This window comes from Bradyrhizobium sp. UFLA05-89 (genome assembly GCF_059803475.1).
On record NZ_JBANBA010000104.1, the window covers coordinates 9128 to 33391 of the forward strand.

Below are 24264 nucleotides of genomic sequence, written 5' to 3' on the forward strand. Positions count from 1 at the left end.
GCGTCCTTTGCGGTCGGCGGCAAAGCCTCAGCATCGGCGGTAGATTGAATCGTTGATATCGACCGGTCGGTGCCAGGCTGAAGCGCCGATTTGTCGACCAGCGAAGCTGTGGCTTCCGCAATGGAAGCCGTGACGTCCGCAAAGAGCGTCACTGGATTCTCCACCGATAGAATCGCGACACCGATCGCTGTCGCCGTTGCAACCAAAATACACGCCTTAAGAACTCGCGACGAGATAACAGCTGCTCTGTCCCACGCTTTCCCGATACCCTGCTGCTCTGGTTCATCGGCGAGAAAGAGAGGTAAAGAATAGTCCGGATCAAAACTGTCTTTGGTCGGCATTGGGCGATGTCCCCTCAATGTACTTGTCGATTACTACCCTGCTATCGAGGTGCAAAAAGCGGAGAAATCTTGATTTCACTTGGGCTGGGGAACCGCACGAATTCGCCGGCCGGTACGCTCAGCAGCCTTTTGGGAACTCACCATGCTCGCCACTCTGAGACCTGACTCCGCACACTGACGCGGCCGCATTGCGCCAACAGGACACGAAATAACGGCTGAGATTCTCAGCGCCAATCACCGTTGCTTCACACAGCGCAAAATCGCAGAGCGTAGCAGCGGCTAGTGACGGGGACGGGATGCAAACAAATTGGAAGCCCATGCACTTAGACATGCACCAAGCGAAGCGTTGCGGAGCTCCGCTGGGCAATCAACACGCCTACAAGCATGGGCATTATTCCGCGGAGGCTATTGCTCGACGCCGGGAGATATCGAGATTGGTCCGCGTTGCGCGCGCTCTGGGGTAGTCAGTCTGTAGTGTTCTCGATGGGGCGGCCATTTGCCGCGCGACATCCACCACATGCCGAGGGGTTAAATTCCGAAGGTTCTTGCCTCTTCAATCAGACCAGCCAGATAGCGATGAACAACCTGCCTACCGTTGAAGGTGACTGATCGGGGCGGATCAAAATAATCGGAACAGCGGTCGTCCTTTACGCGGACCAACACCAAGAAACAACCTCCTCATTTGATGAGGAGACAAGAACATGACCGTGTTCATCCGTACCAACGCGAAGCTCTAGACCTTCCAATTTTTTCGGATCAAATGGTTCGCGGAACGTAAGAGTTGCTTGACCTGCTTTCATGCGGGTAGTCACGTCATCTATGCCGTGGTCCTCAGAGTTTCGTGCGTGGTGCGCATAGGAAAGCAGCGGGTCGTCCTTTCGTACCTTTTTTGCCCTCCCAAACCATCCTGAAGCCCTACCGTTGGCCTTGTTTCCCTGCTCAAGCTTTGAGTAAACAGCGTTTCCGTTTATGAGTAAGTCAGACCAAGCGCTCGCGACTTCGTCGAGAGGTTTTGTCGCGCTCAATGCGCCCCAAGGCATCTCGGGCCTTCTCCAGCCGAGCAAGGCTGTGACGGATTGCATTGGAATCAGCTATTGCCGCAAAACGTAAATTTCTTAAAGATTTTGGGGACCAATTTGGGGACGGGACGGATCAAGATTTTTGTTTTGTTCATTCTTACAAGAACTTAGCTAGATAAGCTGGCGGAGAGAGTGGGATTCGAACCCACGGTACGGTTTCCCGCACACACGCTTTCCAAGCGTGCGCCTTAAGCCACTCGGCCATCTCTCCGGAGCGCCCTCTCTTGAAGGCGCGCCGCTGATTTTGCAAGGGACTGCGGGTCGATCGGCTCAAAATTCCTTAAGCCATTGTATTTCAATGATAAAATATAGAGCTCCGAGGCCCGGGCGAGACCCGCCGGGGGTGAACCGGAGGCGGCTCTGGCGCGACGATTCACGGAAGCACGCATCCGACAGATGAGAGGGGACACCATGACCTGCTTTCGAGCCATCGCCGCCCTTGGCCTTGTATGCGCCGCCTCGGTGATCTCGGCCCCGGCGGCCGCGCAGATGTGCACGCGCCAGGGCGTCGATGTCACCTGCGATGACGGCCGGCGCGGGGTGCTGGCGGGCGATGCCATCATCTGGCCGGACGGCACGCGCTCGAGTGCGTCGCCGCATCCGAGCGTCATCATCGGCAACAAATCATCGGTCCATGTCGGCCAGGGCGTGTTCGTCGGCCAGGGCAACGGCATGGTGCCGATGGACGACCCCAACGCGCCCAACAAACGGCGCTGCGCGGTGCTCGACGGCGTCTCGTACTGCTATTGAGGAGTCTGACCACCCTCCCGCAAGGGGGAGGGTGATCGAGATCGCGGCACCAATTTCAAGGCCGCTTGAGGCGTGAGCTACATCAACCTCACACCCGAGATCGCCGACTTCAGCCAGCGCAGCGCCTGCGGGGATTGGGTGGCCAGTGGCGCCACGGTGGACTTCTCCGTCCGGCTCTTCTCCAGCACCGCGACGAAGTCGGCGGACCATTGCTGGATGGTATGCCCGCGCAACTTCTTCATCATTGCCGCCCAGCGCATCTTGCGCTCGGTGAGCGGCATCGAGGCTGCCATCGAGATCGCGCGCGCCATGCCATCGATGTCGTGCGGGTTGACCAGCAGTGCCGTGTCGAGCTCGTTGGCGGCGCCCGCGAATTTCGACAGCACGAGCACACCGGGATCGGCCGGGTTTTGCGCGGCAACATATTCCTTGGCAACCAGGTTCATGCCGTCATGCAGCGGCGTCACCACGCCGACCTGCGCGGTGCGATAGAGGCCCGCGAGCACCGCCTGGCTAAACCCCTTGTTGAGATAGCGGATCGGCGTCCAGTCGACCTCGCCATGGCGGCCGTTGACGTCGGTGACCAGACGCGCGACCTCGTTCTGGAGATTGCCGTAGGCCTCGATGCCGCCGCGCGAGGGGTTTGCGATCTGAAGCAGCGAGATGCTGCGCGAGAACTGCGGCTGCTCGGTCCACAGGCGATCGAACGCGCTGATGCGATTGACGAGGCCTTTGGAATAGTCGAGCCGGTCGACGCCGATCGCGAGCTTCTCGCCGTTGAGGCTGCGCCGCAGCCGCGATACGTCGGGATGCGAGATCGACTTGGCGGCATACTGCGCGAATTTTTCCGCATCGATGCCGATCGGAAACACCTGGCATCGCGTGCGGCCATGCTTGGAGGTGACGGTGCCGTCCTCGATCGTCAATCCGAGTTCCTGACCGACATAGCCGAGAAAATTCCGGCAATCCTCCGCGGTCTGGAAGCCGATGAGATCATAGCCGAGCATCGCCTCGATCAGATCGCGATGATGCGGCACGCCCTGGATCACCGCCGGCACCGGCCAGGGCGTGTGCAGGAAGAAGCCGATCGGATCCTCGACGCCGAGATCGCGCAGCTCCGCACCGAGCGCGAGGAAATGATAATCCTGCACCCAGAAAGCGGTGCTCTCTTTCCGGAAACGCAGCAGCGCGCGCGCCATGAAGGCGTTGACCTCGCGATAGCTGAGATAGTCACCTTGCGAGACGCGAATGAGATCGCTGCGCGAATGCAGCGCCGGCCACAACGCCGAATTGGCAAAACCCTCGTAATAGCCGCCGTAATGCGCCGCCGGCAGATCCAGCGTCGCCAGCGCACCGGTACCCAGCGCCTCGATCTCGGCGAAGGGTTCCTTCTGATGACCATCGCGCACCCGGCCCGAGGAACCCACCCAGATCGCTCCGGAATGTTCCACAACGGGAAGAAGGGCGGCAGCGAGACCGCCCGTCATGGGTTCGTTGGCTTTGCCGCGCGCGACGCGATTTGACACGACGACGAGATTCACAGGGTCGTCCCCTCCTGTTATTCCGCCTCGTTTAACTGGCGTTCATCAATATGGTTCCTGTTCATGGTTTCAACCAATTGAAACCAAAATCAGGCGCGCGCGCCGGAACTGTATTTTGTCCTCCGAAACGGAAAATCCGACGCAAAGACAGTTTTCTGCGTCCCCTTTGCGCAGCAAGAATCGCGTTTGCGCAACGCGGTTCCGAGACCTTTATGGCTCTCGCGTGGCGCTGCCTTGCTTTTACCTTGTCTCGCCGTCGAGCAGATGGGCGAGGAACTCGCGCACATCACTGGGTGAGTCGAAGTGACCATTCACGCCACGCGCGCGACGTCCCACCGAAAATGCGAGCCCGTTCATGTCGGGCATGATCGCGAACACGGTTTCATCGGTGACATCGTCGCCGATGAACAGCGGTCGGCGGCCCCTGAACGGCTCGTGCGTCATCAATTCGCGCACGCCGCTCGCCTTGGTGAAGCCGGAATGCTTGATCTCGCAAACGAACTTGCCGGGCAGCACCTCGATCGGCGCGTTCGGCAGGTCGGCGCGGATCAGCGATACCGCAGCATAGATCGCCTTTTCCGCATGCGGGGCGAGACGGTAATGCAGCGCGAGCGAGTAGCCCTTGTCCTCGAGCAGGATGCCGGGTGACAGCTTTGCGATGGCGGCCAGACGCCGCTTCAACTCCTTGTCCATCGGCGGCGCATGGCTTGCCACCGCCTCGCTGTCCGGCTCCAGCCGCATTTCGGCGCCGTGACCGCCGACGGCCGGAAATTGATCCGGCGCGAAAATCAGATCGATGTCGTTGAGCGAGCGTCCGCTGACAAGCGCGAGAGCACCGGAGGTACGCTCGACCAGGCGGTTGAGCGTGTTCGAGAGGCCCGGCGGCACCCAGACCTCGCGCGGCGTCGGCATCAGTTCGAGCAGCGTGCCGTCGATGTCGAGCAGGATAGCCGTCTCGCTGAGATGCGGCACCAGGGCCTGTGGCACCGGCACCGAGTCCGGCGTCTCGTCATCTTCCATGGTTCGTATGTCCATCACTTCCGAATTCATAACCTACTCCATAAAGGCAAGCGGCCGCGCGATTTGTTCGAGCGATTTGCGTTCCGCTGCGACGGCATAGCGCCATGCCACGATCGCGGCCGCGATCATCAGCGCCGATCCCAAGAGATAACCTGCGAATACGCTGGTGCGGGACCCTGTGTCGATCAGCGCACCAAACAGCGCGGGACCCACGACCCCGCCAATGCCGGTGCCGATCGCATAGAACACCGCGATCGCGAGCGCGCGCACCTCCAGCGGAAAGGTTTCGCTGACGGTGAGATAGGCCGCGCTCGCCGCGGGCGAGGCAAAGAAGAAGATCACCATCCAGGCGATGGTCTGTCCCTGCGCGCTGAGCGCGCCGATCGCGAACAGATAGCCCGAGATCGCAAGCAGGAGGCCCGATACGCCATAGGTCAGCACGATCATGGTACGGCGGCCAAGCGTATCGAAGAAGCGGCCGAGCAGCAGCGGGCCGAGAAAATTGCCGGCGGCGAAGGGAAGGATGTACCAGCCGACGCCATCGGCGCTGATGCCGTAGAAATCGGTCAGCACCAGCGCGAAGGTGAAGAAGATCGCGTTGTAGAAGAAGGCCTGTGCGCTCATCAGCACCAATCCCACCAGCGCGCGCTGACGATAGGTCCTGAACAGCGTGTGCACCACCTCGCCGAGCGGCGTGTGGTCGCGCATTTTGATGCGGACCTTGGCGAGGGCGGTGTCGCCCTGCTGATGTCCGATCACCGACCGCTCGATGTCATCGACGATCGCGTGAGCTTCGTCCGGCCGACCGTGGATCATCAGCCAGCGCGGGCTCTCCGGAATCCACATCCGCATGAACAGCACGACCAGACCGATCGTCGCGCCGATGAGATACGCAAGGCGCCAGCCGAGATCGGGACCGACCACGGCGGGATCGAGCAGGATGATCGCGCTCACCGCTCCCATGGCGGCGCCGATCCAGAAGCTGCCGTTGATGACGAGATCGGTCCAGCCGCGGTAACGCGCCGGCACCAATTCCTGGATGGTCGAGTTGATCGCGGTGTATTCGCCGCCAATGCCGGCGCCGGTAAGGAAACGAAACAGCGCGTAGCTCGCGACACTCCACGACAGCGCGGTTGCGGCGGTCGCGGACAGATACACGGCCAGCGTGATGAAGAACAGCTTCTTGCGCCCGATGCGATCGGTCAGCCAGCCAAAGCCGAGTGCCCCCAGCACCGCGCCGGCAAGATAGGCGGAGTTGGCGATGCCTAGATCGAGATTGGAGAAGTTCAGCGTCGTGCTTTGCTTCAAGGCGCCGGAAAGCGCGCCGGCCAGCGTCACCTCCAGCCCGTCGAGAATCCAGGTGATGCCGAGCGCGAGCACGACACGGGTATGAAAGCCGCTCCAGGGCAGCGCGTCGAGGCGCGAGGGAATGCTAGTCTCGACGACGCGATCATGCGCCGCCGCCGAGACAGAATCAAAGTTCAGCGCTGGGGTTTGCTGCAAGTCCATCGCGCTATTGCTGGAGGTGCGGCGTGATTCAATCCGCGACTATCGACAACGTTTGCGGCGAAGTCAGGTTCCCACAGGAACCGCCTCGCGACGCGGCCGTTTTCAGAGGAGCTGCAAGGAGTTAACGCATGGCTCAAGTCAGAAAGTCGACACATTCGCGCAAAACTGCAAAGCGCAAGGCGGCGCATCGAACATCAAGCCGCACGCGGCGACATCCCGCCTCGCGCAAGACATCTAAAACGACGACATCGAAACGTGCAGCGCCGAAGCGCTGGTCGCAACGGGTGACGAAGGAGAGCGACGCGCTCGACCTCAAGCACGGCGTGTTCAAGCAGACGAGCCCGCAGAAGATCGCAGCGTCCCTGAAGCGCTCGGCCGAGCACTCCCGGCGCCGTAAAAGCGGCGCCTATCGTTCGGCGCTGTCGATGCTGACCTTCTACATCAACCGCGCCGGCAAAACCCTGCCGAAGACCCAGCGCACGCGGCTTGAGCGCGCCAAGGTGGAGCTGAAGCGGGCGTTCGGGAGGGAGTGAAGGCTGCGCAAAATAAATTTGGACAGCGACACATGGTCCGCTCGTCATCCCGGCCTTCGCCGGGATGACACCAGAAGGCGTGGCGACGGAAGGGCAGCCTTACGCCGCCCTGATATTCGCCATGAAGCGGTCGAGCTCGGCGCGCAGGCGGGTGCTTTCGCTGGAGAGGGTTTTGGCCGAGTTCAGCACCTCTTCCGAGGCCGAGCCGGTTTCGGCGGCGCCGCGGTTGACCTGGCCGATATCGGTGGCCGCGGTCTGCGTGCCCTGCGCGACATTCTGGACACTGCGAGCGATCTCCTGCGTCGCGGCGCCCTGCTGTTCCACGGCGGTGGCAATCGAAGTCGCAATCGTCGAGATCTGGCCGATGGTGGCGCCGATCTCCTTGATTGCCGCAACCGACTCGGCGGTCGCGCCCTGCATGCCCGTAATGTGCGAGGAGATCTCGTCGGTCGCCTTCGCGGTTTGGCTCGCCAGCGACTTCACCTCGCTGGCGACCACCGCAAAGCCGCGGCCGGCTTCGCCGGCGCGAGCCGCCTCGATCGTGGCGTTCAAGGCCAAAAGATTGGTCTGTTCGGCGATCGCGGTGATCAACTTCACCACCTCGCCGATCTGCTGTGCCGCATGCGACAGTTTGCCGATGCGGCCGTCGGTCTCCCTGGCCTGGACGACGGCAGCCTCCGCGATGCGGCTGGAATCGCGGACCTGACGGCCGATCTCCTCGACCGAGGCCGAGAGCTCTTCGGTCGCGGTAGCGACCGACTGCATGTTGGAGGAGGCCTGCTCGGAGACCCCTGCGACCTGGCTCGAGAGGGTCTGCGTGGTCTCGGCGGTCCGCGTGAGCGTGGACGCTGCGGATTCGAGCTGCACAGCTGAAGCCGAGACGTTCGAAACGATGGCGCCGACCGCGGTCTCGAAATCATCGGCAAAGCGGATCAGCTCATTGCGGCGCGCCGCGGCCGTCTCCTTGTTCTGGGCTTCGTTGGCCGCCGCGTCGCGCTCGGCCTTCGCGACAGCCTGCATCTTGAACTCTTCGACCGCGCCAGCCATCTCGCCGATCTCATCGTTGCGGCCAAGGCCCGGCAGCACGACCTCGAAATTGCCCGAGGCGAGTTCGCGCATTGCCTTGCACATCGCGATCATCGGCCGCGAGATGCCGGTGCCGAGCAGGAAGGCCAAGATGGCGCCGAGCAGCGTGCCACCGGCAGCCAGCATCAGGATCAGATGTTCCGTCTGGTCGATGCTGGTCTCGGATTCCGTTTCCAGCCGCCGCTGCTCGGACACCAGATCGGCCTTCATCGCGGTTGCGCCCTGCATGATGGCGCCGGCCGAGCCGCTCATCTCGGTGACGAGGTCGTCGATCATCTTGGCATTGGCGACGAGCTTCTCCAGAGCCTCGCGATAGGCCGCAAGCAGACCCTTGGCGTCCTTCAGGCCGGCGACGATCTTGTCATCCATCGAATAGACCGCGTTGAGCGAATTCTCGACGAATTTCAGCCGCGCCAGCGCGTTTGCGGCAAGCGCCTGGTCTGAATTGAGGACGAAGTTGGTCGCCGCCGCGCTCGCGGTCTGAAATTGGGCATTGACCTGCTTGGTGCCGAATTCGATCGCCTGCGCCTCGGCGTCCGAGGCGTTGTTGCCGATGTCGTCGAGCTTGTACTTCAAAAGGTTGGCGTTGCGCTGAAGCTGGTTCTCGACCAGGAGCGCGCTGTCACGCTTGGATTGCAGGATCTTGGCAAAGGTTGCGGAGAAGTTCGAAAACTCCCTGGCGAGCTTGTTGAGGCTTTCCAGCCGCGCCTGCTTCTTGGCACCCTTGATGGCATGGTCGATGGCGTTCTTCAGGCCCGCTTCGGCCTCCAGCGCCACCTTGGCATCATCTTCCTTGCCGGTGACGACGAAGTAGCGGGCGGCCGAACGATAGGCGAGCAACTCGCGATCGATGTTGCGGGCGAGATCAGCCTCGGAGACGCTGGTGCGGTAGGAGCCGACGCCAGCCGAGACCCGCTCAAAACCAAAATAGGCGAAGGCCATGCTGACGGCCAATATGACGAGCACGGCGGCAAAGCCGAGGATGATCTTGGCGCGGAACCTCAGGGTCGGAAAAAATGTGCGCTTCGACTTCGACGCGGTACGCCCGACCATTCCAACCCCCAATTTATGTTCTTGCAGCATTCATGCGGCCCGGAAGCAGCCCCTCCCGAACCGGTGCGGAAAATTAAGGCAGAAACGTCAAGGGGCGGTAAATTCGTCCGGCCTGCATGCTGTGTCGAGCATCTTCCTGTCCAAGGCGTTCGGGGCGCCGTGTTGCGGCTAACCGGAAAGCGCCTTACTCTTGGGGCACTTGTCGGGCACTTATCAGGCTCTTGGCGTCAGACCGAGCCGGTCCTCGAGGGGAGAAACGGAGTGGGGCAAACCGACTTTCGGTTTGGCGGTGCGTCTGGCGTTGCCGTTGCCAAATCGAAGGCTGCGAGCGTCGATGAAGCCGTGGCCGAGCTCGCGGCCCAGCTCCCAGCCGACGAGCTGGCGCTGATCCTGGTCTTCCTCTCCCCCGCTTACGATCCTCATCACTTCATTGCCGAGATCACCCGGCACTTCGATGACACCCAGGTCTGCGGTTGCACGACCGCGGGCGAGCTCGCCCCGGACGGCTGGGACGAGAACAGTGTCGTGGCGCTGGCGTTCAGCCGCGCCGACTTCTCGGCCGCAATCCGGCCCATTCTCAATCTCGACAGCTTCCGCGTCGAGGACGGCCGCAGGATCGGCGGCGAGCTCCGGCACGAGCTGCTGCGGGCTACCCCGCAGGTCGACCGCGGCAGTCCGTTTGGCCTCGTATTGATCGACGGCCTGTGCCGACGCGAAGAAGCGGTGATGTCCGCCATCTATGCTTCGCTCGACGACATTCCAGTCGTCGGGGGATCGGCGGGCGACGGGATGCGCTTCGAGAAGACCTGGGTGTTCTTCGAAGGCAAGGCCCACACCAATGCCGCCCTCCTGATCCTCCTGAACACGTCGCTGCCGTTCCGGGTCTTCAAATGCGACAATTTCGAGCCACAGCCGCAGAAGATGGTGGTCACCGAGGCCGACATCGAAAATCGGACGGTCAGGGAGCTGAATGCGGAGCCTGCGGCGAAGGAATATTCGCGCATGGTCGGGATCATGGACGCCAAGCTCGACCCGTTCTCCTTCGCGTCCCACCCCGTTCTGGTACGCGTCGGCGGCTCCTATTATGCGCGGTCGATCCAGCGCGTCGAGCCGGACGGCTCCTTGCATTTCTTCTGCGCCATCGACGAGGGCATGGTGCTGACCGCTGCGACGTCGCGAAGCCTGGTCGGCTCGACGCGCGAGACTTTTGCCGAAATTCGCGATGAGATCGGCGACGTGTCGCTCTTCATCGGCTTCGAATGCCTGTTGCGCCGGCTGGACGCCGAGCAGCATCAGCTCGCCCGCGACATGTCCGAGCTGTACCGGCAGAACCGCGTCGTCGGCTTTCACACCTATGGCGAACAGTTCGGCTCGATGCATGTCAACCAGACCTTCACGGGCGTCGCGATTGGAAGGCGCCCCTCGTGACGGAGGCGTGTCAGGATCCTCAAGCCGTCGAGCAGCTTCAGCGGGAAGCCGCGAAGCTGAGGAAGATCAATGCGGCGCTGATGTCCCGCGTCGAGCGCTCGATGGACCAGCAGCTCAACGCGTTCTCGCTGTTCGAGACGGCCATCGCGCTGGACCATCAGGTTCGCGACCGGACGCATCAATTGCGCGAGGCGCTCCATTCGATCGAACGCGCCAATGAGGGACTGTATCGCGCCAAGCAGCAGGCCGAGGCCGCGAGCTCGCTGAAATCCTCGGTTCTGATCTCGGTCACCCACGACCTGTTGCAGCCGTTGAACGCGGCGCGCCTGACGCTGTCGGCGCTGACCGAGATGATGGAATCGCAGGAGGCGGGCCTGCTCATCGATCAGGTCGACCGCTCGCTGGTGACGCTGGAGGACCTGCTGCGATCGCTGCTGGAGATCGCAAAGCTAGATGCCGGCGCGCTCAGGCCCGACGTCCGCCCGATCGCGCTGGCCCCCCTGTTCGAGCAGCTTCGCAACGAATTCGAGCCGATCGCCGCGCGGCAGGGTCTTTCCTTGCGCATCCGCACCTCACCGCTTGCGGTGACGTCGGATGCGATGATGCTGCGGCGGATCCTGCAAAACCTGCTTGCCAACGCCATTCGCTATACCCGCAGCGGCGGCGTCGTCATGGGATGCCGGCCGAGGGGCGAGCGCATCTGCGTCCAGGTCTCCGACACCGGGCCGGGCATTGCACAGGCGCAGCAGGAAGCGATCTTCCGCGAATTCCAGCGCGGCGAGGCCAGCGCGACCGACCAGGCCGGTTTCGGGCTCGGCCTCTCCATCGTCCGCCGCTTCGCCACCGTGCTCGGACACGAGGTGCGGCTGTCATCGCAGGTCGGTCGGGGATCGACCTTCGCCCTGGAGCTGGAGCCTGCCGACCTCACGGAAGTCAGCGACGAGGTGCACGAGGTCAAGCTGGCCGAGCGGCACTATGGCGGGCTCGAAGGCGCCAAGATCCTCCTGATCGAGAACGATCCGAATGGCTCCGAGGCCATGGCCGCGCTGCTGGAAGGCTGGGGCTGCGACGTCGCGACGACGCGATCGGCCGTGGACGCACTGCTTCGCCTCAGCGAGCTCGGTGGGGCCCCCGATGCCGTGATCGCCGATCTCCATCTCGATCACGGCGAGAGCGGCCTGTCGGCCGTCGCAGAGATAAGAGAGCATTTGAAGCTGGACGTGCCGGCAATGATCATCACGGCCGACTATTCCGAAAAGGCCGCGAAGGAGGCGAGCCTGCACGGGCTCGAGGTGCTGAAGAAGCCGATCAAGCCCGCCGAGATGCGGGCACTGCTGTCGTTCCTGCTGACTTGAGGAGCGATCGGATCGGAGCGATCGACCGGGTCGCTGCAAAAACCCGCAAAACAACCCCATGCAAAGTAGAAACGGCTGGCGGTGACGGCCTACGCTTTATCCGAAAACCACTTGACACGTCGGGCAAATCACTGACAAAAGGGTATTGTGGCGAAGAGCGGCAGGGCCATCGCGTATGACGATGGTTGGCTGTGAACGTGTTCGGCCTCATGGTTCGAGACGCGCCGCAAGCGGCGCTCCTCACCATGAGGGTCTAGAATTTCGCCGCGAAGCAAGACCTCATCCTGAGGAGCCCGCCAAAGGCGGGCGTCTCGAAGGATGGGCCGCAAAGACATCGTTCACCACGATCCTTCAGATGCAAAGGGCGAATCGCTCTTCGTCCAGCTACTCCGATTGCGCGCGATCGTGCTTCGCTCGCGCGCCTTCGCTCGCAAGCGTCGCGAAATCGATACGGGACATTTCGACGATCGCCTTGGTGCGGCTGAGCACGTTGAGCTTGCGCAGGATGTCGGAGACGTGGACTTTCACGGTGGTCTCCGAAATCTTCAGCTCATAGGCGATCTGCTTGTTCTGCAGGCCGCGCTTGAGCATTTCGAGCACGCGCAATTGCTGCGGCGTCAGATCGTGCAGGCGTTTGATGAGATCCTGCGCGGGGCCGGCGGCGCGCTGCGGACGGGTCGCACGATAGGCACCGGGAACGCAGACCGCGCCGCGCAGCACCTCGCCGATCGACTGCGCGAGATCCTGCTTGGACGAGGACTTGAGGATGTAGCCGGCGACGCCGAGCGACAATGCGCCGGAAATGATCTGCGGATCCTGATGCCCGGATACGATGACGACGGGAATTTTGGGAAACGCCTTGCGGATGCGGATGATGCCCGAAAGACCCGTCGTGCCCGGCATCGACAGGTCAAGGAGAATGAGATCGAGCCCCGCGGTCGCCGACAACAGCTCGAGCGCACCGTCGACCGACATGGCTTGAAGGATGTCCGCCTCGGGCGCCACCATCTGTAGCGCACCTTCGAGCGCCTCGCGAAACAGCGGATGATCTTCGACAATCAGAAATCGCATCGCGCGTGAGCCGTTTCCAAATTATTGCCGGGTGCAAAGTTGCATTGAGAATGCATCAGCTGGATCAAGCCGGGTTGATCCAGGTCAAGAACGAGAGCGCGCGTCATTGCGGCCGGCCGCGATCGAGGCGTGCATAGGGCCGGCCCTTGGGATCGGGCAGGTCCATCTTGCCGATCTCGATGATCGCCTTGTTGCGGCTGAACAGGCCAAGCTTGCGGAGGATCTCGGTGATGTGCGCCTTCACGGTGGATTCGGCGAGTTGAAGCTCCTGGGCGATCTGCCGGTTCGGATAGCCGCGGCGCAGGAGGTCGAACACCCGAAGCTGCTGCGGCGTGAGCTCGCGCAGCTTGACCGCAAGCGCCTTGCTGGTGTCGGCGCGGCGCCGCTGCGGGGTTGCGACAAAATCCTTCGGCACCGACACCGATCCGCTCAGCACGCCTTCGATCGATTGCGCGAGCTCGCGCTTCGACGTCGACTTCGGCAGATAGCCGGCGGCGCCCAGCGCCAGCGCCTCGCGAACGACGTGCTGGTCCTCCTCGCTCGAAACGATGGCGACCGGCAGGCGCGGATAGGTCTCGCGCAAGCGGAGAAAGCCGGAGAAGCCGGTCGCATCCGGCAGCGAGAGATCGAGCAGCGCGAGGTCGATGCCCTGTTCGGCCGACAGGATATGCAGGGCGTCCTCGATCGACATCGCCTCGAAGATCCGCGCCTCCGGCAATGCCAGCCGTACCGCATTGCCGAGCGCCTCGCGAAACAGCGGATGATCGTCGATGATCAGGAAGCTGGTCATGGCGCGTTCCCAAGACTCCACCGCACGAGACTCCACCGCACGAGGCTCCATCGCACGGTCGTCCACCGCAGGAGCGGAAGCGGTACATCTATGCGGCATCCATCCGGCACCGGGATGATGCCGGATGGACGCTACCTCATTCTCCTGATCGCGTCCGGTCAAGAGAGTTCAGTCGTTCGATTCGGACTGGACCGTCAGCAGGAAGGAATAGATGTTGTCGAACTGGTCATCGGTGAAGACCTCTTTCCAGGCCGGCATGCCCTTGGCAGGCCGTCCTTCATGCACGGTCGTCCAGTATTTCTCGCGCATCTCGTCGCCGTAGCGGTGACGCAGCAGCCGCAGATCGATCTTCTTCTCGCTCTGGATCGCGTCGGGACCGTGACAATGCGCGCAGGTGCCGTTGAAGATCTCCTTGCCCGTGCCGACGGCCTCGGCGCCTGGCGCGGCCGCGTCACCCTTGGTCTCGGTCGCCACCACATTGGCAATCTCAGTCACTTGGGCAGTCACTTGGGCTCCGGGTCCAGTTCCCGTCGTTGTTCCCTCCGGCACCGCCTGGGCCCCGCCGAAGCGAACGGGCTGGCCCGTTGGCAAGCCGTATTTCACCGCAAGATCGGCGATCGTCTTCTGAAGCTGCGGCAGGATGGCATCGACGCGATCGCGCAGCTCCGTCGACGTCTTCGCAAAGCCGATGGCCGCATCCCATGACAGGCCTTCGCCCTCAGTGAGCTCGATCTGATAACGATCGCTGTAGGTGGTCTTGTTCAGCCAGCCGGCGACAGGCCCCCAGATGAAGGCGACGTCGGCCTTGCCCTGGTCGAGCGCCCGCATGCCTTCCTCGGGCGACAGCACGGTGACCTTCCGGATGTCGTCGCGGCTCGCGAGCAGGTTTTGCGGCGTGCTGGCGAACTGCACGGCGACGCGCTTGCCCTTGAGGCCCTCGACGCCGCCGATCGCCTGCCCCTTCGCCGCCACGAGAGCATAGACCTCCTTTGCGAAGGTGTTGGAGAAGATCACCGCCGGTCCCATGAAGTCCTCGGAGCGCGGCAGGCCGATCATGGCGTCGCATTGCTTGCCGAGCAGCGTGACGCGCACGGTGCGCTTGCCGAAATAGGATTTGTACCAGTCATAGGCGATCGGTCGGCCGAGCGCCTGCGCCAGGGCCTGCCCGATCTCGACGTAGAAGCCTGGCTGCGACGGACTATCGCTGGAGAACGGAAGATTGGTCGGATCGGCGCAGAGCCGGAACGGCTGCGTCTCGTCCGCGCGAGCGGTTGCGGCCGGTGCGATCATCGCGGACGCGGCAGCCCATGCGACAAGCGCGGTGATGGCGTGATTTCGGCTCTTGCCACTTCCAAATTGATTCGGACGCATCCTCATCTCCCGCAGTTGGGAATTGTTGGACCACGCGTTGCGGCACGCGGGCTTGTCCGATGCCGCAATCACGCTCTGGAAAAGGCGCGCGCGTACCTCGTCACCTTGAGATACGCGCGCGAGTGGTCACTGGACGGAGAACACGAAGAGCGAACCGCCCTCGGGAGCTGCGGCCGTCATCTTCCCGCCGATGCCGCCCAGGAACGCAGGCATCGCAGCGGTGCGACCGACGACGATGGCCACGTATTGCTTACCGTCGACCTGGTAGGTCACGGGACCCGCGCCTATGCCGGAGCCGAGATTCTTGCTCCACAGCACCTTGCCGGACTTCGCATCGATGGCGCGGAAATCGCCATGGATGTTACCGGCAAACACCAGGCCGCCAGCCGTCGTCAGCGTGCCACCGTTGAACGGCAGATCTTCCTTGATCGACCAGACCTTCTTCTGCGCGACCGGATCCCAGGCCACGAGTTCGCCCATGAAGCCGCCGGGCCCTTCCTTGGGTGGGAACTCACCACCGAGATAGAACACGCCACGCTTGTAGGAAATGTCGCTCACCGACCAGTCCATGCAAACATTGTTGGACGGGATGTAGACGAGACCGGTCTGCGGATTGAACGACATCGGCTGCCAGTTCTTGCCACCGATCAGGTTTGGACAGACGTCCTTGATGGGATGGCCTGGTCCCGGACGCTTGTCGGGGTCTTCGACCGCACGCATGGTGGCGACGTCCCACTTCTGCGCCCAGTTCGAGAAGACATATTTCTCTGCCGAAAGAACCTTGCCGGTCTCGCGGTTGGCGACGAAGAAGAAGCCGTTGCGATCCGCCTTCATCAGCGCCGGAACGTTGCTGCCGCCGATATTGAGATCGGCGAGAACGGCTTCGTTGACGCCGTCGTAGTCCCAGGCATCGGCCGGCGTGGTCTGGATGTGCCACTTGATCTTGCCGGTGTTGGGATCGAGGGCGAGCGTGGACGCCGTATAGAGATTGGTCAGCTTGCCGAAATCGCCATTGCCCGTCGAGCGAACGGCCGAGTTCCACGGAGCGGGATTGCTGGTGCCCCAATAGACCGTGTCACTCTTGGGATCATAGGAGCCGACCAGCCAGGCCGCGCCGCCGCCATGCTGGGCGGAATCGCCCTTCCAGGTGTCGCCGCCGGGCTCATCCGGCGTAGGCACGGTATAGGTCTGCCACATCTGCTTGCCGGTGTTGATGTCGAAGGCGAGCAGCGCGCCGCGCACGCCGTATTCACCGCCGCCGAAGCCGGTGATGACCTTGTCGCGCACGACGAGCGGCGGCGAGGTGATGACCGAGCCCTGCTTGTAGTCGACCACCTTCGCGGTCCACAGCGACTTGCCGGTCGCGGCATCGATTGCCGTCAGCTTGCCGTCGAGGCGGCCGACGAAGATCTTGCCGTCGGCGTAGGTGACGCCGCGATTGTTCACGTCGCAGCAGGCGTATTGCAGCACGTCATCGGGAATGTCGGGCTCCCAGGTCCATTTGCGCTGCCCCGTCGCGGCATCGAGCGCGTAGACGTATTTCGGGCCCCAGGAGCTCGAGACGTAGAGCGTGTTGCCGATCACGATCGGCGAGGATTCGTTCGAGCGCAGCGACGCCAGCGAGAACGAATAGGCGAGCGACAGCTTGCCTGCGTTCTCGGTATTGATCTGATTGAGCGGGCTGAAGCGCGTGTTGCCGTAGTCGTGGCCGGCAACGGCCCACTGGTTCGCATCGGATTGCGCCTTGAGCACCGAGTCGTTGGCGCGAGTGACGGTCGTGCTGGCGGCCAGCATCGCAATCATCGAAATGCCAGCCAAAAAGCCCTTCGTTCCAAAGGTCATGTATTCCCTCCGCGGTGTTGGTGTGTACGCCATGTTGGGCGCCTGAGCGCGCCGCGCTCGTGATGCGCAGTTTGTCTGCGAGCCATCGTTGGAAATTACAGCATCGACTTTGCGCGCTTAGTATAGGCGGAAGGTAGTAGTGCAAATCATTGTCGGCTCGTGCCGCTCATCTCGTTGTCGAAGCACGCGTCCTGCGCTTGGTGTGAAGCTCGAAATGCACGATCGGATTTGCGGCAATATCGTGCCACGATCCGATCGTTTCCGTCCGACACGCGCGTCGATCATTCGCGTCAATCACGATGACGGCGCTACCACAGTTGCAAGGCTTCGAAGAAATTTGCGGCCAGCTTCCGCAGCCTCGAATCGATCAGCCGCGAGTCGAGCTGCGCAAGCTTGCCGCCGATCAGCGCTTCGGTTCTCGTCGTGCGGGGTGGTGACGTCGGGCGATGCTTCCTCGAGTCTGACTTTCGCGCCGCCCCTGGCGAAAGCTAGCGACGCCGCCGGCGCCTTCGCCGATGATCAGTCACCGTCACTCCGCGAGCTGTGATGCGCAATTGCGTATCTGAGAATCCATTCATCCGCGAACCCTGCGACCCGACGGACTCCGGCCTCCCGGGCCCTGGAACGACGGAATGGGCTGCAGTATCGGGACGCCCGCGATCGCCACACGCGCCTCAGGCGAGGTGGCCAGGGGCACCATCAACGAAATCAATGACTTAGCTGGATTGCGCCTACTACCAAGATCGCGATTGCAAAGCCGCGGGCGCGTGCTCCTATTCGAAACAACGAACAAGGCATCAGAGGGAGAAGCGACGCGCGACAAGGCTGAGGTCCGAGGGCAAACGGCGTCGCGCGGCGGCATGGAAAGCACGCCGCCGCAGGCGTGACGCAGATTTTTCCGGAAGCGTCTCACAGGTCGCGCCACGCGCGGGCGGCGGCGCGGAGCGTCATGATCGAATCGCGCGCCTGCGACCGTCGCCACGATGACCTTTCCATGACCCGCGGTCACCAAAATCCCAGTTGCAAAGTTCCGTTCGCGCTGTCTCTAATTAGAACAACGACAAAACACATACGGGAGGTACTCACGTGTCTACAGTCAAACTGACAGTGAACGGCAAGGCGGTCTCTGTCGATGTCGAGGACCGCACGCTGCTGGTCCATCTCCTGCGCGATCACCTCAACCTCACCGGCACCCATGTCGGCTGCGACACCAGCCAGTGCGGTGCCTGCGTCGTGCACATCGACGGCCGTGCGGTGAAATCCTGCACCATGCTGGCAGGCCAGGCCGATGGCGCGAACGTCACCACGATCGAAGGTCTCGCCAGGGGCGACGAGCTGCACCCGATGCAGGCGGCGTTCCGCGACAATCACGGTTTGCAGTGCGGCTACTGCACCCCGGGCATGATCATGTCGGCGGTCGATATCGTGAAACGTCACGGTGGCCAGCTCGATGAAGCCACCGTCCGCCACGAGCTCGAAGGCAATATCTGCCGCTGCACCGGTTACCACAACATCGTGAAGGCGGTGCTGGATGCGGCCGGCCGCATGAAGGTCGCGCAGGCCGCCGAGTAAGCGGCGACCTCGCCTCAATCGAACAACCGCCGCAGCTTTCGATGGAAAGCGCGGTCAAACAAATTCCGGTCGGGAGGACAGGACATGGGTGTTGAAGGCATTGGCGCAAGCGTTGTGCGCAAGGAAGACAAGCGTTTCATTACCGGCAAGGGCCGGTATGTCGACGACGTCAAGCTACCGGGCATGACCTATGCCCATTTCATCCGCAGCCCCCACGCGCATGCCAAGGTGAAGGGCATCGATGCCGCCGCGGCGCTGAAGCTGCCGGGCGTGGTCGCCGTGCTGACCGGCAAAGAGATCGTCGACGACAAGGTCGGCAACCTCATCTGCGGCTGGGCCATCACCTCCAAGGATGGCAGCCCGATGAAGATGGGCGCGTGGCCCGCGATGGCGCCAGAGACCGTGCGCTTCGTCGGCCAGGCCGTCGCGGTCGTGATCGCCGAAAGCAAGAACCTCGCACGCGACGCCGCCGAAGCCGTGGTGGTGGATTACGAGGAACTGCCCGCTGTCGCGAACGTGACCGACGCGATCAAGGCCGGCGCACCTCAACTCCATCCCGAAGCACCCGGCAACCAGATCTATGACTGGGTTATCGGCGACGAGAATGCGGTGAACGCCGCATTTGCGAAGGCGGCCAATGTGGTGAAGCTTGACCTCACCAACAACCGCCTCGCGCCGAACCCGATGGAGCCGCGCTCGGCGGTCGCCGATTACGATACGGCCGAAGAGCATTTCACGCTCTATACGACCTCGCAGAACCCGCACGTCGCGCGCCTCGTGCTGTCGGCCTTCTACAACATCGCGCCCGAGCACAAGCTGCGCGTGATTGCACCGGACGTCGGCGGCGGCTTCGGCTCCAAGATCTACATCTATCCCGAAGAGATGGTGGCGCTGTGGGCGTCGAAGAAGACCGGCCGTCCGGTGAAGTGGACCGGCGACCGCACCGAGGCCTTCCTCACCGATGCGCATGGCCGCGACCACGTCACGCATGCGGAGATGGCGTTCGATGCGAACAACAAGATCACTGGCCTCAAGGTGAAGACCTACGCCAATTTCGGCGCCTATATGTCGCTGTTCTCCTCGGCAGTGCCGACCTATCTCTACGCGACGCTGCTGTCGGGCCAGTACGACATCCCGGCGATCCATGCCGAGGTGATCGCCGTCTACACCAACACCACGCCGGTCGACGCCTATCGCGGCGCGGGCCGACCCGAGGCGAGCTACCTGATCGAGCGAATGATGGAGACGGCGGCGCGGCAACTGAATGTCGATCCGGCCGCACTGCGCAAGACGAATTTCATCACGCAGTTCCCGCACCAGACGCCGGTCATCATGGCCTACGACACCGGCGACTTTAACGCCTCGCTCGATGCGGCGATGAAGGCGATCGACTATGCCGGCTTCGCGGGCCGCAAGGCGCAAGCGAAGTCGGAAGGCAAGCTGCGTGGGATCGGCGTCTCCTGCTACATCGAGGCCTGCGGCATTGCACCCTCGAAGGCCGTGGGCAGCTTAGGTGCCGGCGTCGGCCTGTGGGAATCGGCGGAGGTGCGCGTCAACCCGGTCGGCACCATCGAGGTGCTGACCGGCTCGCACAGCCACGGCCAGGGCCATGAGACAGCGTTCGCTCAGCTCATTTCAGAACGCCTGGGGGTTCCCATCAGCCAGGTCTCGATCATCCATGGCGACACCGACAAGGTGCAGTTCGGCATGGGCACCTATGGCTCGCGCTCTGCGGCCGTCGGTCTCACCGCGATCCTGAAAGCCGTGGAGAAGGTCGAGTCCAAGGCCAAGAAGATCGCTGCGCATCAGCTGGAAGCCTCGGAAGCCGACATCGTCATCGAGAACGGTGAGTTCAAGGTGACCGGCACCGACAAGAAGATCGCGCTGCCGATGGTCGCCCTCGCGGCCTACACCGCGCACAACCTGCCTGACGGGATGGAGCCGGGCCTGAAGGAAAGCGCCTTCTACGACCCCTCCAACTTCACCTTCCCGGCCGGCGCCTATATCTGCGAGCTTGAGGTCGATCCCGGCACCGGCAAGACGTCGTTCGTCAATTTCGTGGCGGCCGACGATTTCGGCCGGCTGATCAACCCGATGATCGTGGAGGGCCAGGTCCATGGCGGCCTTGCGCAAGGCATCGGGCAGGCACTGCTCGAGCACGCGGTCTATGACGCCAACGGACAGCCGATCACGGCGTCGTTCATGGATTACACCATGCCACGCGCCGATGACCTGCCGTCGTTCAAGCTCAGCCACACCACGACGCTCTGCCCGGGTAATCCCTTGGGCATCAAGGGCTGCGGCGAGGCCGGCGCGATCGGCGCGTCCGCTGCCGTGATCAACGCGATCACGGATGCGATCGGCAAGAACAATCTCGAAATGCCCGCGACCCCTGATCGGGTGTGGCGCACGATCCACGCGGCTTGAGAAGGAGGAACGAAGATGTACCAGACCACTTATCATCGTGCCTCCTCTGTGGATGAGGCCGCCGCGCTGTTCGCCAAGGGCAGCGAGGCAAAATATCTCTCCGGCGGCCAGACGCTGCTGCCAGTGATGAAGCAGCGGCTCGCCAGCCCCTCTGACGTGATCGACCTTGCGAAAATCAAGGAGCTGATCGGCGTTGAAGCCGCCGGCGACACGCTGACCATCAAGGCCGCAACGCCGCATTACGACGTCGCGACCAGCGACGCCGCGAAGAAGGCGATCCCGGCGGTTGCGTACCTGGCCTCGCTGATCGGCGATCCCGCCGTGCGCTATCGCGGCACGATCGGCGGCTCGCTCGCCAACAACGATCCCGCCGCCGATTATCCGGCGGCAGTGCTGGCGCTGGGTGCGACGATCAAGACCAACAAGCGTTCGATCGCGGCGGATGACTACTTCAAGGGCCTGTTTTCGACCGCCCTCGAGGACGGCGAGATCATCACCGCCGTCTCGTTCCCGGTTCCGGCGAAGGCGGGTTACGCCAAGTTCCCGCATCCGGCCTCGCGCTTCGCACTGACCGGTGTGTTCGTTGCCCAGACCAAGTCGGGCGACATCCGCGTTGCCGTGACCGGCGCCTCGCAGAGCGGCGTGATGCGGGCCGGCGCCATCGAAGCCGCGCTGAAGGCGAACTGGGCGGCGAGCGCGATCGACGGTGTGACGATCCCGTCGAGCGGGCTGTTGTCGGACCTGCATGGCTCATCCGAGTACCGTGCCAATCTGATCAAGGTGATGGCGCAGCGCGCAGTTGCTGCGGCGGGCTGATCGCAATCGCGCTTTAGCTACTCAACACAAATTTTCCGCGGCGCGCAGCAATGCGCGCCGCTTTTATTATGCGCCCATGCATCAAAAGCGCTTGCCTCGTCAGGTCGAAGGCGGGAAAACTTAATCAACCAATTAACTCGTCCACAGAGGAACGTGCAAAAGGGGTGCTGCTTCTCGCACACCCGTCTTGCGACCCCGGGGAAACAACAACGTGCTCGATCAATCAGCCCAGGAAACTGCCCAGGAAAAATCAGAAGGCTCCTCCGTCGGCGTCTCCGGCCCGCTCGCAGGTTTCCGCATCGTCGAATTCGCCGGCATTGGCCCCGGCCCGTTCGCCTGCATGCTGCTCGCCGACATGGGCGCCGAGGTCGTCACGCTCGATCGCGTCGGTGCGAGGAAGAGCATGAAGTCGGTGGCAGGCCGCGGCCGCAAGGTGATCGAGCTCGACCTGAAGGACCAGGCGGCGATCGCGCAGGTGCTCGACCTGCTCAGCCACGCCGACGCGCTGATCGAAGGCTTTCGTCCCGGCGTGATGGAGCGGCTCGGTCTCGGCCCCGATGTCGTGCTCGCGCGCAGTCCAAAACTCGTCTACGGCCGCATGACCGGCTGGGGTCAGGAAGGTCCGCTGGCGAATGCCGCGGGCCACGACATCAACTACATCTCCATCACCGGTGCGCTGGCGGCGATCGGCACGAAGGAGGCGCCGGTACCGCCGCTCAACCTCGTCGGCGATTTCGGCGGCGGCGCGCTTTACCTCGTGGTCGGCGTGCTCGCAGCGCTGCTGGAGGCGCAAAAGTCAGGCAAGGGCCAGGTGGTCGACGCGGCGATGTGCGACGGTGCGGCGTCGCTGATGTCGTTCTTCTTCGACATGACCGCGATGGGCCGCTGGACCGAAGGCCGCGACCAGAACTTTCTCGACGGCGGCGCGCATTTCTACGGCGTCTACGAATGCGCCTGTGGCCATTTCATCTCGATCGGCTCGATCGAGCCGCAATTCTACGCGCTGCTGCGCCAGCACGCCAAACTCACCGACGCCGATTTCGAGGCGCAGATGGATCGCAAGGCCTGGCCGGCGCTGAAGGAGAAATTGAAGGCCGTCTTCAAGAGCAAGACCCGCGAGGACTGGTGCAGCATCATGGAAGGCACCGACATCTGCTTCGCGCCCGTACTGACGATGTCGGAGGCGACACGGCATCCGCACATGGTCGCACGCAACGTCTTCGTCGAACGCCATGGTGTGAAGCAGCCGGGACCGGCGCCGCGGTTTTTGCGCACGCCGTCAGCGGTTCGCGACCCTGAGGCTGCGGAGATCGGCGCGGTGGCAAGCGCGTGGAAGGCGAGCCGGTAGCAACGGCCTCGCAGGGTGGGCAAAGGCGCGTAGCGCCGTGCCCACCATCCAACCAGGATTGCGAGAGAAGCGGTGGGCACGCTTACGCTTTGCTCACCCTACAGCTACGGCAGCGTGCTTACGCCGCGTTGTCCACCTTCAGCACGCCGCGGCGGATCTGGTCTTCCTCGATCGATTCGAACAACGCCTTGAAATTGCCCTCGCCAAAGCCATCGTCGCCCTTGCGCTGGATGAACTCGAAGAAGATCGGGCCGATCGCGTTGGCGGAGAAGATCTGGAGCAGCACCTTGGTCTGGCCGCCGTCGACGACGCCCTCGCCGTCGATCAAGATGCCGTTGCGCTGCAATCGCGCGACGTCCTCACCGTGCTTGGGCAGCCGCGTATCGACCTTCTCGAAATAGGTGTCGGGCGGTGACGGCATGAAGGGCAGGCCGGCCTCACGCAGGCCCTCGATCGTGCCGTGGATCTCGTGGCAGCCGCAGGCGATGTGCTGGATGCCTTCGCCGCGATAGATCTTCAGATACTCCTCGATCTGTCCGGAATCGCCGGCATCCTCGTTGATGGGAATGCGGATCTTGCCGTCGGGGCTGGTCAGCGCCCGCGAGAACAGGCCTGAGGCGCGACCCTCGATGTCGAAGAAGCGGATCTGGCGGAAGTTGAAGAGCTTTTCGTAGAAGCCGGCCCAGACATCCATGCGGCCGCGATGGACGTTGTGGGTGAGATGGTCGAGATAGAACAGGCCGGCCCCATGGGGCCGCGGATCGCGCGCGCCAAGCCATTCGAACTCGGAATCATAGGCCGAGCCCTTCGCGCCATAGCGATCGACGAGATACAGCAGGCTGCCGCCGATGCCCTTGATCGCGGGCACATCCAGCGTCTTCTGCGCGGACGTGACGTCCGCCGGCTCGGCACCGAGCGCGATCGCGCGGTCGTAGGCCGCTTGCGCATCGACCACGCGGAACGCCATCGACGGTGCGCACGGCCCGTGCGCGGCGACGAAATCGAAGCCATGCGTGCCGGGCTGCTCGTTGACGAGGTAGTTGATGTCGCCCTGGCGATAGACCGTGATTGTCTTGGTCTTGTGGCGCGCGACGGGCGCAAAGCCCATCAGCTTGAACAGCGCGTGCAGCTCTTGCGGATTGGGATGGGCATATTCGACGAATTCGAACCCGTCGGTGCCCATCGGATTGTCGGCGCTGATGGTGGCGGGCGGTGCATCGTGCGGAAACGGACCCATTGGCGATCTCTCCCGGATTGTTCGCCTGAACTATCCTTCATGGGGCGCGCAATGGGCGTGCAAACGGGACCCATTTCCGGTATTGTATGCACGGC

At 62.9% G+C, this 24264-nt stretch carries 18 protein-coding genes and 1 tRNA gene; 8 read left to right on the top strand and 11 right to left on the bottom strand.

The features are described from left to right. Window positions 1–341 (bottom strand): hypothetical protein (locus SO139_RS36135; protein ID WP_498541505.1); only part of this gene is annotated, 341 nt, incomplete at its 3' end. Window positions 342–1541: 1200 nt separating this feature from the next. Beyond that, a tRNA-Ser gene (locus SO139_RS36140) sits at window positions 1542–1631 on the bottom strand. A gap of 200 nt (window positions 1632–1831) precedes the next feature. Here SO139_RS36140 and SO139_RS36145 point away from each other — a divergent pair. Further along, complete coding sequence (locus SO139_RS36145; protein ID WP_449379777.1) at window positions 1832–2170, top strand: hypothetical protein; 339 nt, start codon at window positions 1832–1834, stop codon at window positions 2168–2170. Window positions 2171–2247: 77 nt separating this feature from the next. On the opposite strand, the gene SO139_RS36150 is transcribed toward SO139_RS36145, so the two are convergent. The 3 genes from SO139_RS36150 to SO139_RS36160 all read right to left on the bottom strand — a co-directional run bounded on the left by SO139_RS36150 (window position 2248) and on the right by SO139_RS36160 (window position 6240). After that, entirely contained in the window at window positions 2248–3711 is a 1464-nt protein-coding gene (locus tag SO139_RS36150) for a trehalose-6-phosphate synthase (protein ID WP_449379776.1), read from the bottom strand. 240 nt (window positions 3712–3951) lie between these two features. Next, a complete protein-coding gene (otsB, locus tag SO139_RS36155; protein WP_449379775.1) occupies window positions 3952–4761 on the bottom strand; it encodes a trehalose-phosphatase in 810 nt (269 codons plus the stop codon). 3 nt (window positions 4762–4764) lie between these two features. Further along, window positions 4765–6240, bottom strand: coding sequence for an MFS transporter (locus SO139_RS36160; RefSeq protein WP_449379774.1), 1476 nt, complete (start codon window positions 6238–6240; stop codon window positions 4765–4767). Window positions 6241–6368: 128 nt separating this feature from the next. On the opposite strand from SO139_RS36160, the gene SO139_RS36165 reads away from it, so the two are divergent. After that, window positions 6369–6773 (top strand): DUF3175 domain-containing protein, encoded by a 405-nt coding sequence (locus SO139_RS36165; protein ID WP_449379773.1) that lies wholly within the window; start codon window positions 6369–6371, stop codon window positions 6771–6773. Window positions 6774–6872: 99 nt separating this feature from the next. Here the strand turns inward: SO139_RS36165 and SO139_RS36170 are convergent, their stop codons facing one another. After that, window positions 6873–8912, bottom strand: coding sequence for a methyl-accepting chemotaxis protein (locus tag SO139_RS36170; RefSeq protein ID WP_449379772.1), 2040 nt, complete (start codon window positions 8910–8912; stop codon window positions 6873–6875). A gap of 261 nt (window positions 8913–9173) precedes the next feature. Between SO139_RS36170 and SO139_RS36175 the strand changes: the two genes are divergently transcribed. Both SO139_RS36175 and SO139_RS36180 read left to right on the top strand, forming a co-directional pair. Next, window positions 9174–10340, top strand: coding sequence for an FIST N-terminal domain-containing protein (locus tag SO139_RS36175; protein ID WP_449379771.1), 1167 nt, complete (start codon window positions 9174–9176; stop codon window positions 10338–10340). After that, window positions 10337–11695, top strand: a complete 1359-nt coding sequence (locus SO139_RS36180; protein ID WP_449379770.1) for a hybrid sensor histidine kinase/response regulator — start codon at window positions 10337–10339, stop codon at window positions 11693–11695. The genes SO139_RS36175 and SO139_RS36180 overlap by 4 nt, the downstream gene beginning before the upstream one ends. A gap of 384 nt (window positions 11696–12079) precedes the next feature. Here the strand turns inward: SO139_RS36180 and SO139_RS36185 are convergent, their stop codons facing one another. From SO139_RS36185 to SO139_RS36200, 4 genes are all read right to left on the bottom strand, one after another. Beyond that, window positions 12080–12766, bottom strand: coding sequence for a response regulator (locus SO139_RS36185; RefSeq protein ID WP_449379769.1), 687 nt, complete (start codon window positions 12764–12766; stop codon window positions 12080–12082). A 103-nt stretch (window positions 12767–12869) separates the two neighbouring features. Next, the gene (locus SO139_RS36190; RefSeq protein WP_498541506.1) at window positions 12870–13556 is read right to left on the bottom strand and encodes a response regulator transcription factor; all 687 of its coding nucleotides are present in this window, start codon (window positions 13554–13556) and stop codon (window positions 12870–12872) included. A gap of 168 nt (window positions 13557–13724) precedes the next feature. After that, window positions 13725–14927, bottom strand: a complete 1203-nt coding sequence (locus SO139_RS36195) for a c-type cytochrome (protein ID WP_498541507.1) — start codon at window positions 14925–14927, stop codon at window positions 13725–13727. Between the two features lie 126 nt (window positions 14928–15053). After that, a complete protein-coding gene (locus tag SO139_RS36200) occupies window positions 15054–16769 on the bottom strand; it encodes a PQQ-dependent methanol/ethanol family dehydrogenase (RefSeq protein WP_449379767.1) in 1716 nt (571 codons plus the stop codon). A gap of 1086 nt (window positions 16770–17855) precedes the next feature. Here SO139_RS36200 and SO139_RS36205 point away from each other — a divergent pair. The 4 genes from SO139_RS36205 to SO139_RS36220 all read left to right on the top strand — a co-directional run bounded on the left by SO139_RS36205 (window position 17856) and on the right by SO139_RS36220 (window position 22932). Next, a complete protein-coding gene (locus SO139_RS36205) occupies window positions 17856–18341 on the top strand; it encodes a (2Fe-2S)-binding protein (RefSeq protein ID WP_449379766.1) in 486 nt (161 codons plus the stop codon). Between the two features lie 84 nt (window positions 18342–18425). Next, window positions 18426–20768 carry a xanthine dehydrogenase family protein molybdopterin-binding subunit gene (locus SO139_RS36210; RefSeq protein WP_449379765.1) on the top strand — a complete coding sequence of 781 codons (2343 nt, stop codon included), beginning with the start codon at window positions 18426–18428 and terminating at the stop codon, window positions 20766–20768. Window positions 20769–20783: 15 nt separating this feature from the next. Further along, window positions 20784–21584, top strand: a complete 801-nt coding sequence (locus SO139_RS36215) for an FAD binding domain-containing protein (RefSeq protein WP_449379764.1) — start codon at window positions 20784–20786, stop codon at window positions 21582–21584. A 211-nt stretch (window positions 21585–21795) separates the two neighbouring features. Next, window positions 21796–22932 (top strand): CaiB/BaiF CoA transferase family protein, encoded by a 1137-nt coding sequence (locus SO139_RS36220; RefSeq protein WP_449379763.1) that lies wholly within the window; start codon window positions 21796–21798, stop codon window positions 22930–22932. Window positions 22933–23050: 118 nt separating this feature from the next. Here SO139_RS36220 and hppD read toward each other — a convergent pair whose 3' ends face one another. Then, entirely contained in the window at window positions 23051–24169 is a 1119-nt protein-coding gene (gene hppD, locus SO139_RS36225; protein ID WP_449379762.1) for a 4-hydroxyphenylpyruvate dioxygenase, read from the bottom strand. Window positions 24170–24264 lie beyond the last annotated feature (95 nt).